This is a genomic window from Rickettsia asembonensis (assembly GCF_000828125.2).
Taxonomy (GTDB): Bacteria; Pseudomonadota; Alphaproteobacteria; order Rickettsiales; family Rickettsiaceae; genus Rickettsia; species Rickettsia asembonensis.
On sequence record NZ_JWSW01000016.1, the window covers coordinates 1 to 12837 of the forward strand.

Here is a 12837-nt window from a genome sequence, read left to right on the forward strand (position 1 = left end):
TCAACACTCCCATTATATAATTCTTTCTTATCGAGCTTATTTATACCGGGTACATCTTTTAAAGTTTTATCTAAAATACTTGCAAATATTTCTTTATTATCGTTTAAGTATTTTTTGATTTCGGGATTATCTTTAGTTAACATTACCAATTCTTTAGCTAGTCCCGTATAATCACCTTTAACAAATCCATCAAAAATCTTTTTTAATGATTCAGGATTATCAAGTAATATAGGCATTACATTCGTAAGTTTTGTAACATCTTTTGTTTCTAGCCCATAATTTACAAGCTGTTGTTTTATAGTTTGGCTATTTTTTTCATCTTTTTCTAAAACCCCTTTAATTAAATTATCGAATAAACCTTCTTTACTTTGCTCTATTAATATATCTTTTAACTTAAATGAAGGCTCGTTAAAAGCATTAATTACACGGCTTGTTACGTTCATATAATCGCCTTTATTTATATCTGTAATAATAGCATGTGCAATTTCCGGTTTTGACATAACTTCGCCTACTATACTAAGCATTTGTTTATCGAAATTATATTCTTTCGTCATGCTTTGTATATTCGGAGTATTTTCAATAATAGCTGAGACAATATCTGGTAAGACTATTTTATTATCAGCAAAAAAACTTTTTAATTTATCGTCGCCTGCTACCATTTCTAAAGATTTCTCAAGAGCTACTATTACTCCTTGATTTGGAGCATTAAGAGTATTAAAAATCTCTTTTGTTTCAGGCATTTTATTTAATAAAGTAGGAATAGTATCTACAATACTAGGATCAACTTTATAACTTTCAAAATATTCTTTTAAGAAAGGTTTAGCTTGTTCTTTAGTTTCTATTAAGAAACCTTCTATAATTATTTGTTTTTCAGGAGATAATTTATTAAACCTTTTTAGAGCAGTAGGATTGTTTATATTTTCAGCCAGCTCTTGTTTAAACTCAGGATGTTCATTAAATATTTTTATAACTTTTGCATATATATCCTTACCTTGAGGTTTTTGTAATATATCATCAAAAGCTTTTATATAGTCGCTTGGAAGTATTTCTATTGCTCCGGTACGTATATAATCTGCAATATCTTTTCCTTTTTCATTAAAAAATTTCAAGAAATTTTTATCGGTAGATAACATTTCTAATGTTTTAGAAGTCACTTTATTATAGTCTGGTACATCTTGCTTTAGCTCAATTGCAATTTCTTTAATGCTTTTAAGTACATTATCATTTTTAAAACATTCTTTTAATGTTGTAAGGCCCTTTTGATCTAGAAAACTACCTTCTTGAAATTCTCTAAAACCTGCTTTTGCTAAGATTTGTCCTATTTTTGGTAAATCATCTGCATGGTTTTTTAGAAAATCCCATATTTCAGATTTTTCAAGAACGGATTTTTGAAAGTTTGAATCAAGATATATATCAGAGGAGCTTGCAAGTTTAACAAGATTATAACTATTTACGGGATTAGTTAAAGCAAACTTCGCACTTTTTAATAATGCTCCTATGCTAACGGGTAATATTTTTTTCTTTGGAGATGCGAGGTCATAAATAAAGCATTGTAAATGCCTTATCTGTATCAGGAGAAGATAATGTCCTTTTAACAGTTTTATTAAAATTCTTTAATTTAATATCTTTAATGGAATTTGTAACTGCCATAAAAATAATGAAATGTATTTAATTACATAAACATTAAATTATCTTAAAATTGATTCAAAGAAATAAATTAAGAACTACTTAAATATTTTAATTTTTATTTCATAATATGATAATTAAATCAATTTGATCTAAGATTTATGGAGTTATCTGTGTATTTTTTTTATTTTTTGTAGGTAATGATTCGTAAGTATGTGATTTATCGTGATTATCCACTATATGCACTTTACTATCTAAATTTGAAACTATATTTTTTGCTTCTTTTAAAACATTTAGTTTATTAATATTTTCAAATTCATTCTTAAAATTATCTTTTAACTCTTCATTGAAGGTTTCTTTTGGTAAATAAATTCCACCGGTAATAGTGCCTGCCCAAGTATATTTAGATTTAGAATTTAAAGTAGAGGCAATATTACTTGCTAACTTTTCTAGATTTTTTGGCTCTAAAAAATTATTTATATTATCGGGATTCTCTTTAGAATATTCAGAAACGATAGGTTTTAGCATCTGATTAATCATGTAAAAATCTTCACCTCTATTATCACCTTTATCAAAAAGTTTTTGTGATATTTTCTCGCTTAAAATATTTGCCAATAAATTACTCTTAATATCTTGTTTATTTGCAATATTTTCATATAAAGGGTTCAATATTTGTAATGGAGAATTTACATGATTTGTAATATGTTTATATTGATTTGTTTTAGGAGTAGCTAGGTTAGTAACCATATTCATAGGTAGCGAATTTAGTTTTTCTATAATATAGTTTTTAATCGTTTGATTTTCTTTGCATAATATATTTACCTGTTGAGCAAATTCTTTTTTACTAAGTAAATTTCTTTTTTCTTCGGCTTGTATTTGTAAAAATACTTTATCAATTGCCTTATCAATTAATTTTGCTTGTTGTTCTTTAATTAGTTTAGGTGCTAAAGGAGGGATAGCCTTATCGAGATTGTAAGTATCAGTAAGTAGTATTAAATTATCGGGTAATTTAGTCTCTGCTAAATTAGTATTTTTAAAATTACAATCTTTTAAAGAAGTTACTTTAGTTAAATCTGCATTTTTTAATGATACGCCTGAGAAGTCAATATTAGATAAATTACCTACTAATATAGCTCCCTCTAAGCTGAATTTTCCATTTTGTATTTTATTTAAATTATTTCTAAGAGTAATTTCATCTATAGTTTTATCTTTAAAATCTTGTGATGGACTAAATACGTCTTTTACTTTTTCAGTAGCATAGTTAAAACCTGCTTTTATAATATTCGGCAATTGGCCTTCAAAATAATTGGTTTTTTGAGCTAGATTATATATAGCACTAGCGGCCCCACGATAATTACTTTGTTCAACCTCTTCTATAACTTTAACTAATTCATCAGGATGGTTTAACATTGATGGAAGTACATTATATAATTCTTTCTTATCAAGGTTATTTATGCCCGGTATATCTTTTAAAGTTTTATCTAAAATACTTGCAAATATTTCTCTATTATCGTTTAAATATCTCTTAATCTCAGGATTATCTTTAGTTAAAGCTATTAACTCTTTTGCCATTCCCGTATAATCACCTTTAATAAAATCTCGAAAAACCTTTTTTAATGACTCAGGTTTATCAAGTAATATAGGCATTATACTCGTTAGCTTTGTAATATCACTCGCTTCCAGACCGTAATTTATAAGTTGTTGTTTTATAGTTTGGCTATTTTTTTCATCTTGTTCTAAAACTCCTGTAATTAAATTATCAAATAGCCCTTCTTTACTTTGCTCTACTAATATATCTTTTAATTTAAATGAATGATCATTAAGGGCAGAGATTATATTACCGGTTAAACTCATATAATTGCCTTTATTTAAGTCTGCAATAATCTCATGAGCAATTTCCGGTTTTGACATAACTTCGCCTACTATACTAAGCATTTGTTTATCAAAATTATATTCTTTTGTTATGCTTTGTACGCTAGGAGTATTTTCAATAATACCTAAAGCAATATTTGGTAAGATTGTTTTATTATTAGCAAAAAAACTTTTTAATTTATCATCACCCGCTACCATTTCTAAAGATTTCTCAAGAGCTACCATTACTCCTTGATTTGGAGTATTAAGAGTATCAAAAATCTCTTTTGTCTCAGGAATTTTATTTAATAAAGTAGGAATAATATCTAAAATTTTAAGATCGATTTTGTAGCTTTCAAAATGTTCTTTTAAGAAAGGTTTAGCTTGTTCTTTTGCTTCTTCTAAGAAATTTTCAATAATTATTTGTTTTTCAGACGATAGTTTTTTAAATCTTTTTAGAGAATGAGTATTATTTATATTTTCAGCTAGTTCTTGTTTAAAATCAGGATGTTCATTAAATATTTTGATAACTAATGAATATAAATTTTTCTTTTCGGGTTTTTGTAATATATCATCAAAAGTTTTTATATAATCGCTTGGAAATATTTCAGTTGCTCCGGTGCGTATATAATTTGTAATATCTTCGCTCTTTTCATTAAAGAATTTTTTGAAATTTTTATCGGTAACCAGCATATCTAAAGTTCTAGAAGTCACTTTATTCCAGTCCGGTAGCTCTTGCTTTACTTCAACTGCAATTTCTTGAAGTTTTTTAAGTACTTTTTCATTTTTAAAACATTCTTTTAGTATTTCGAGTCCCTTTTCATCTAAAGCACTCTTATCTTGAAATTCTCTAAAGCCCGCATTTGCTAAGATTTGACCTATTTTAGGCAAATCATCTGAATGTTTTTTTAAAAATTCCCATATTGGAGATTTTTCAAGAAGTGATTTTTGAAATTCTGGATCAAGATATATATTAGAGGATTTAGCAAGCTTAACAAGATTATAACTATTTACAGGATTAGTTAAAACAAACCTTGCTCCGAGTAACATCGTTTTTAAACTTATACTCTTTGAAGACGATAAGTCCTTAATTGCACTCTTTAATACTTTATTAGCTTTAGAAGAAGATAAAACTTTTTCTACAACTTTTTGATAGTTTTTATTATTTATAACAGCCATAAAATTACTCGAAATTTTTAAATATTCTAAATCTATTTTAAAAAATTTTTAAAAATAAAGATTAAGTATTCTTAATTTTTTTTTATTCTTGTTGTTAATATATATACTTCAACACAACATGTTCAGCATCCGAGGACTTACGAAGATATGGCTGCGATATGGCTGCCAATTTTTTCAAGTTCTATCTGAGTATATTATTTAGCCTCCGCTTTTGGCGTCCATCTCAGTGAATACTTCTTCCCATGAACCGGTGGTCGCTGCTTTTGAATATTCAGTTGCTCTATTTTCAAAAAAGTTCGTATGCTCGACTCCATTTAGCATTTCATCAAGCCAAGGAAGCGGATTATGATTTACCAAATATACATCTTTGAGTCCTAGCTGCATTAAACGACGATCGGCAATATAACGAATATATTGTCTTACTTCATATGCCGTTAACCCCTCAATACCGCCGACTTCAAAAGCAAGTTCAATAAAGGCATCTTCAAAATGCACAATAGTCGTACAAGCTTCATAAATACGTTTACGTAAAGTTTCCGTCCAAACTTCAGGATTCTCTCTTACAAAAGTCTTGAACAGAGTAATAATTGAATTAGTATGAAGTGTTTCATCACGCACTGACCAAGCAATAATCTGACCCATACCTTTCATTTTATTAAAACGAGGGAAATTAAGCATGATCGCAAAAGAAGCAAATAGCTGTAATCCTTCGGTAAAAGCTCCAAATACTGCGAGTGTAGTTGCTATATCTTCTTTGGTATCCACTCCAAATTGCTGCATATAATCATACTTGTCTTTCATTTCCTTATATTTAAGAAATGCTGAATATTCTAATTCCGGCATACCTACCGTATCAAGTAAATGTGAGTATGCCGCAATATGCACTGTTTCCATATTAGAAAATGCCGATAACATCATTAATATTTCAGTCGGTTTAAATACTCGTGAATAATGCTTCATATAGCAATTATTCACTTCAATATCTGCCTGTGTAAAAAAACGAAATATTTGCGTTAATAGATGCTTCTCACCGGGTGTTAAGTTATATTTCCAATCTTTAACATCGTCGGCAAGCGGTACTTCTTCCGGTAACCAATGAATTTTTTGTTGAGTGTGCCAAGCTTCATACGCCCATGGATATGAAAACGGTTTATAAATTGGACTTGCATCAAGTAGTGACATAATTTTTCTTTTATTCTTTTAATTTTTCTATTTCTGTAACCGGTAATCCCGTTTTATTCTTGATATAGTATTTATATCAATTCCCTCAAGTAATGCGTTTTTTGCCGCTTCAATTTTAGCCTCCGCTTTTCCCTTCAGCTTTCCCCTCATTATACTTACTTTTTTGATTTAACTCTTCTGTTTGAGCAGCAAGCATTGCTTTAATATAATTATCATATTCTGCTTCGCTCCAGTTAAATTATTCAATAGTTTTATAGGCTGATAATACTATCTCATCTTTTATATGTTTCGGGGGTTCTTTTACTCTATCGAATTTAGCCATCATATATAACCAATCATCTTCTAAGCTTTCTAACTCATCTGCTTCTTTGGTAAATTTATCTAATTCAACAAATACGTAAGACAAGTATTTAAGTTGATGCTTACCGTTACCGACATTAATAGTTTGATGATAGCTAATACATTCTTTTTCCTCGGGTAATGCCTGAAATCCAGAAGTAATTACTACCATTACTACAGGAGCTAGATCAGCATATTCTTTTCCTCTTTTTAATTGCAAAGAAAATGCTATACAACCGTAAAATTGTACCCTTGCTAAAAAAGCATCGGCATATCCGTTTTGCATCTCAACAATATAAATATTGCCGGAGTTATCTCTAACTTTAACGTCTACTATACTCCTTTTATTCTGCCCTAAATCCGGTACTTGTTCGTTTGAAATATATTCAAGGTCGATAATCCTTAACTCTTCAGGTAGCCTCATAATATTATTAAGAAAGCTTATTAACCTTGTTTTATCCGTAAACAATTTTTAAAATGCTACATCATTCGTTGGGTCTAAATATCTTTGCATAGTTATATTATACTTACTGACAAGCTAAGCATTCTTCGTAATTACCGGCTTCTGCTAACTTATCGTTTTGTTTCTCTAAGTCTTTGAAATCTGCTTTTAGTACATCATGCGACACTTTATCGGCTCGCTGTATTGATGTCGATCTACAGTAATATAAACTTTTTACTCCTTTTTTCCAGGCTTTAAAATGAATATTATTTAAATATTTCTTACTAACATTCCCCGGTAAAAAGATGTTTAAAGATTGTGCTTGCGTAATGTAAGGAGTACGATCGCTTGCCAGTTCAATTAGCCAATTCTGATCAATTTCGTAAGCGGTTTTGAAAACCTGTTTTTCTTCTTTGGATAAAAATGTTAAATGTTGTACTGATCCTTCATGTGTTGCAATCGAAGACCAAACTTGATCATTATTAAATCCTTTCTCTTCTAATAACTTTTCTAAATGTTTGTTACGCACGTTAAAAGAACCGGTTAAAGTCTTTTGTACAAAGCTATTAGCGGCAAACGGCTCTATGCCGGGTGAGGCATTACCTGCTATTACCGAAATTGAAGCGGTGGGTGCTATTGCAGTTTTATTGCTAAATCGTTCATTACTTCCTGCATCTATAGCATCAGGACATACTCCTTTTTCTTTACCGATTTCTATTGAGGCTTTATCAGCTTCAGCAGATATATATTCAAATATTTTTTTATTCCAAACTTTTGCCATAACTGATTCTATCGGTACTTTTTTCATTTGCAAAAACGAATGGAATCCCATCACACCAAGTCCAACGCTTCGCTCACGCATAGCCGAATATTTAGCTCTTGCCATAGTATCCGGTGCTTTATTAATAAAGTCTTCTAAAACATTATCAAGGAACAACATAATAGAATGGATAAATTCTTTATCATCTTTCCACTCTTCATAATACTCTAAATTTAAAGAAGAAAGGCAACAAACGGCAGTTCTTGACTTTCCTAAATGGTCAATTCCCGTCGGCAATGTAATTTCACTACAAAGATTGGACATTTTAACTTGAAGTCCTAATTTTTTATGATGCTCAGGTATGGATTTATTAACACTATCGATAAATAACAAATAAGGCTCACCCGTTTCTATTCTAGTAGTTAATAATTTAACCCATAAATCTCTTGCTCTAACTTTATTTACAACTTTTTTGGTAGCAGGACTAACAAGGTCGAAATCCGTATTGTTTTCAACGGCTTTCATAAATTCATCGGTTATAGCTATACCGTGATGAATATTAAGAGCTTTTCGGTTAACATCCCCACCTGTCGAACGTCTTATATCAATAAATTCTTCAATTTCAGGGTGATTAATAGGCAGATATACAGCTGATGAACCTCGTCTAATAGAACCTTGCGAAATAGCAAGAGTCATAGAATCCATTACTTTAATAAACGGTATAATACCGGATGAATGACCTTTATCACGAATCACTTCATTAATAGAACGAACATTACCCCAATAACTTCCAATCCCGCCGCCGCGTGCAGCAAGCCAAACATTTTCCGTCCATAAATTTACTATATCGTCTAAGCTGTCATCAGTCTCATTTAAGAAGCATGAAATAGGAAGCCCCCTATCCGTTCCGCCGTTACTTAAGATTGGTGTTGCCGGCATAAACCACATTTTACTCATATATTCATATAACTTCTGAGCATGCTGTTTATTTTCGGCATAATAACTAGAAACTCTTGCAAATAAATATTGAAAATCCTCACCTTTCATAAGATATCGATCTCGCAGAATAGCTTTACCGAAAGGAGTAAGTAAATTGTTATGGTTGTTGTTTATAGTTATTTGAAATTTATTTTTTTTAAGCGTGTTCATTATAGGTACTAATGGTGGTGTAGGCGTTATTTATAATGCTTATTTTGAAAAAATGACACCATATTTAGTGTATAGAATCTTCACCTAAGTAGACACGAGAATAATAATTTATTCAATATAAATATTTATTTTTTTTTAGATTTTTGACTTGACACAAATCACTCTTGATTACTATTTATGCTTTCTTAAGGTACACGCAGGCTTATCATGCGGAAGTAAGGCAACGTTGCGTGGATACCGCCCCATCATTGCGAGTAGGCGTTGTTGCGTGGAACAACTTCACCTCTGTCATTCCGTGGCTTGACCACGGGATCCAGTTAAAAATACTAAAATTATTAGTATTTTTTGTTGTTTTTATGGACCTAGTTAGCAAGCCACGGGGTGACATAGTGGGTTTATCGGTCTACGCATGCACTATATAACCGTGAGTTTTATGTGATGCAGTATAATCCCATTCTATTGTAAGCTTTTTCTCACCTTCTAATGGTATAGCAAAGTTTATCCAGTTAAACGTTGAATCTTTTAATTCCGCTCTTATTTCTTCATTGGTAGCATTTACCCAATCTGTATCATCTGTACGCCCACCATTAAGGATATGCCCATCTATAATGGTAGCGGTTCCCCTGCAACATCATTTCCAAAACGCTCATCACTTCCTTTCCCTGTTTCAAATCTGTTAAGTTTCTACTCTTCATTTATTAGCTTCTTATCTACACAAACTTTTTACATTGTGTAAAGAGTGAATATTATTCGACCATGTTTTGGAGCTGGTTGATTTTGTTGTTCTTCATTTTTCATAAATTCGACCTTTATTTAAGTTAAACATATTGGTTCTGTGTACTTTTGCTTTTTTTGCAGAAATAGTTATTCATATTTCAAAAAAACCTTATAATTTGTAGCAAAAAATAACCATAATTAAACAGAGCCTAAGTAACTACAAAATACTAAATGTAGTTATAGTAATAACATTATTATAATTATTAATTAAAATTAATAATTATGTGATATAAAGCTTAAATTATTTTTAATGTTATAATAAAAATACAACTTCCTAATACCGGATGGTAATGTCCAGCATCCTGGGAATCAATTTATGCAAAAAGTCTATTAATATAGCTATGGTTGGGTTACGGTAATAGTGTCTTGAAACGTCCCGGCAGCGGCAAGAGGTTATGAGGGCAGGCGTGCATATACGGTATAGTTTTTTGTGACTGGTCCAAGACCTAACGTATAGCTATCGGTAAATGTTACCGTACTACTAGTCCCGTTACCGAGTATTTGAGTAAAAGCTGCATCTTTGTATAAATTATAATTCAGCTTACGTACCCCGTTAACCATATTTCTTGGATTATAAATATTAGCGTACTAAAAGTTACGGTATAGCTAACAAGTAGTGATAATAAAGCACTACAAGTAACTGAAGCAGTAACGGAAGTTGTTCGCACTGCCACTACATTAAAAGTACCGAAATTTACGGTTGGAACTGATTGATTACATGTTGCAAGCAAAGCCGTAGCATTTCCCGGTATAATAAGCATCATCGTCATTGCGAGCATTTGCAGAAATTGTTGCATGGCTCGAAAAACCCACTTTATGTCATTCCCGCGAAAGCGGGAATGACATAGAGCCATACAATAATACTTTCTCAGAAATAATAACAAAGTCTTCATTTGCATATCGCTTCGCCTAAATCAATTACAAGGTCTTTTAAGTCTCTATTAACCGGCACGCATGACAGCATCTATTATTCTCTTCATTATCATCACAAATAGAGCCGTTTAATACTTCAAGGTCTTTAATATCATTGATATAAACCTTACCGTCATAACCTACAAATATTTCTTCGTCTAAACCTTCAATATTAACCGTACTATCGAACGTTATTGCTATCAAATATAGTCATTTCAACACTTTTAATTATTTTAACATTGAAATCAATAATACTGCTGATTTTGTTTTTGGAGCAACTTTTAAAGCAATTTCCTCAAACTCGGTATTAAGAGGTAGATTTTCATCATCTAATCTTATTTCAGAAGGAACATATGGTGTTACGTTTGGCACAAGCATTTTACCTTTATCATCAGTATAGCCGGCTAATAGATTGTTATTATAAACTCCGACATTTTTTAAACTATTTACTTTAATCAAAGCAAGACCTCCGGTAATCGGTCTCGTCACATAATAGCTTTTATCAATAGAGACAATACCTCCTTTGATATTAAACTGTTTCACTGTTTCGATATCATTTTTCTGCAGATAAACTCCAATATCGTTATTTTTACCGTTACGATTAAGCTGTACGTTATAGTTTGTAGCTTTAGCTTTAATTATATTAGCATTATATCTCCATCCTATATTTGAGGTAACCGGTGAAGAAATACCAAGTTGCTTCGTATGATATTTATTTTGATACGAATCGGTAAATGAAATACTTTTATTACCGTCTAAATTGAAGTTAAATGACATATAGGCAAAATTATTTTTACGTTTACTGTTTAAATCAGTACCTATAGTAAAACTTAAAAAACCTTTTTTAGTAATATTTCTTTGATAAGTCGATGATATTATATTTGTACGTTTACCTTGTTGTATTGTGTTATTTACGACAAAAGACAAAAAATTAACACTTATATTACCAAAATCGGTATTACCGCAGCTAGCTGAAATCTGATAATTTAAACTTGAAAAAGTTTTATCGGGATAGTTATATACATCCTGATAATTGCTATTATTCCAATCTAAATTACTATTAATGTCAAAATATTCCGATTCATAAGTATAACCGCAATTAATTCTTTGAGAACGACCGAAATTTTTGATATTACTTGCAGCTGAAATGCCTATAATTCCAAAATTTCCGATTTTTAAGTTATTAGAGTTACCCTACTGCTCCATTATTTTTCAAAAATTCAAAATGTCCACCGCTTATTAAATAATCATTCATACCAAGCATATAATCGGTATTTAGAACTAAATATTTATAATCATTGCTATATATCGCAAAATCTTGTCTTTGAAATCCTGCTTCATAAGAAAAATTTGAAAGCCCTTCGCGCAGTAAACTCGGTGAGGCATAATAAGGAATGGTGATTGTTTGAACTTTACCGGTTATATCTTGAGTTTTGACTATTAAATCACCTCTACCGGTAATAACCGGAATGTTTGTTACATCAAAATCCCCCATATGAGCTTTAGCATTATATATAGGCACACTATTTGAAAATATTTCTATACTACTTGGAAGTTCTGATTTCCCTCTAAAATCCGGTAACGGATAAGTAACTAAATTCGGTCTAACCGCAAAATTAGTAGTATACTGAATACCGGCAAATCTAGTTGAATTAGACCAAGAAGATGCTTTAGTTATGCTATCCCCTACCCGCCAATTAGTCATTTTATCTACATTCTCATATGTCCAATTTGTTTCTAAACGTGTAAATTTATTTTGGTTTCTTGCAGTATTTTTGACTTTAGAAAAATTTGATTTAACGGCTTCGGTTTGAAGTAAAAAACTATAGCTATATACGCCGTTTTCAGTAAAATAATTAAGTTCCTCTACTCCAGCTAAATAATTAATATCATCATTTTGGCTAAGAGTTATATCATAATTAAGATATGCACCGCTGATAAGTTTAGTATCGACATTTTGCATAGGACCGCCTGAAGCATCAAATGATTGAGGTTGCATTTTTCCGCTGGAAAAGTAATCTGGAAAAGTAATGTTTAAATCTAAATTCTCGAAGTTTAAATCATATTTAGTACCTTTGAGCAAATCTAGATTAATATATGCAGTATCGTGATAGTTCACGAGGCCCCCTGTTTAAGATAATCTTCTTGAATATTAAAATGTTCTATATCTTCAAGAGGAATTAAATAATGACCTTGAGCGTTTTGCACTATAGTTGGGAATATATCGGTTTCGGTATAATTAACTTTTAGCGAAACAATCAATTCGTTGTCGCCCGCAACTTCATTAGAGCTATTCTCAAATTCTACTTCTAGAGGCAATTGGGGCAATGGTCCTAACATTTTATCCTCATGCACGTTTGTATCCGCTGTGGTTTAAGGTAAATTGTCTTCAAGAGATTCGGAGATAATTTCATCTGCAAAGCTTAGCGGTATAAATAAAATAATACCTATAAAAACTGATATTATTTTATTTAAAAAGCACATTAGCTTATTTATTTAAAGTTAAAGATAATTTGCTATTGATATTACCTTGATATTGTTATAGGTATACTATGTTGAACAACAAGATTTACCGTAGAGGTAGCACTATTCTCTAGTTTTACTCTACGAGGTAATTCTC

The 12837-nt window shown here is 30.8% G+C and carries 9 protein-coding genes and 3 pseudogenes; all 12 read right to left on the minus strand.

All coding sequences use genetic code 11. The features are described 5' to 3' along the window. A pseudogene (locus tag SB78_RS02890) lies at positions 1–1650 on the minus strand (pentapeptide repeat-containing protein); the annotation flags it as partial. Positions 1651–1785: 135 nt separating this feature from the next. Beyond that, positions 1786–4656 (minus strand): pentapeptide repeat-containing protein, encoded by a 2871-nt coding sequence (locus SB78_RS02895; protein ID WP_041078508.1) that lies wholly within the window; start codon positions 4654–4656, stop codon positions 1786–1788. 198 nt (positions 4657–4854) lie between these two features. Beyond that, on the minus strand, positions 4855–5838 hold the full coding sequence (locus SB78_RS02900) for a ribonucleotide-diphosphate reductase subunit beta (RefSeq protein WP_041078510.1): 984 nt from the start codon (positions 5836–5838) through the stop codon (positions 4855–4857). Between the two features lie 238 nt (positions 5839–6076). After that, positions 6077–6646, minus strand: a complete 570-nt coding sequence (locus SB78_RS02905; protein ID WP_241773687.1) for an Rpn family recombination-promoting nuclease/putative transposase — start codon at positions 6644–6646, stop codon at positions 6077–6079. Positions 6647–6704: 58 nt separating this feature from the next. Beyond that, positions 6705–8528: a ribonucleoside-diphosphate reductase subunit alpha gene (locus SB78_RS02910; RefSeq protein ID WP_041078512.1), complete on the minus strand. Its 1824-nt coding sequence runs from the start codon at positions 8526–8528 to the stop codon at positions 6705–6707. A gap of 205 nt (positions 8529–8733) precedes the next feature. Beyond that, the gene (locus SB78_RS10705; RefSeq protein ID WP_241773688.1) at positions 8734–8916 is read right to left on the minus strand and encodes a hypothetical protein; all 183 of its coding nucleotides are present in this window, start codon (positions 8914–8916) and stop codon (positions 8734–8736) included. A 99-nt stretch (positions 8917–9015) separates the two neighbouring features. Beyond that, positions 9016–9326 (minus strand): annotated as a pseudogene (locus tag SB78_RS11720) (chitin-binding protein); the annotation flags it as partial. Positions 9327–9655: 329 nt separating this feature from the next. After that, a pseudogene (locus SB78_RS02915) lies at positions 9656–10066 on the minus strand (spore coat protein U domain-containing protein). Positions 10067–10235: 169 nt separating this feature from the next. Beyond that, entirely contained in the window at positions 10236–10421 is a 186-nt protein-coding gene (locus SB78_RS02920; protein ID WP_041078514.1) for a hypothetical protein, read from the minus strand. 24 nt (positions 10422–10445) lie between these two features. Beyond that, positions 10446–11390 carry a fimbria/pilus outer membrane usher protein gene (locus SB78_RS07850; RefSeq protein ID WP_338390875.1) on the minus strand — a complete coding sequence of 315 codons (945 nt, stop codon included), beginning with the start codon at positions 11388–11390 and terminating at the stop codon, positions 10446–10448. 16 nt (positions 11391–11406) lie between these two features. Continuing rightward, a complete protein-coding gene (locus tag SB78_RS09190; protein ID WP_241773689.1) occupies positions 11407–12216 on the minus strand; it encodes a fimbria/pilus outer membrane usher protein in 810 nt (269 codons plus the stop codon). Between the two features lie 116 nt (positions 12217–12332). Beyond that, complete coding sequence (locus SB78_RS10710; protein ID WP_241773690.1) at positions 12333–12557, minus strand: hypothetical protein; 225 nt, start codon at positions 12555–12557, stop codon at positions 12333–12335. Positions 12558–12837: the final 280 nt, after the last annotated feature.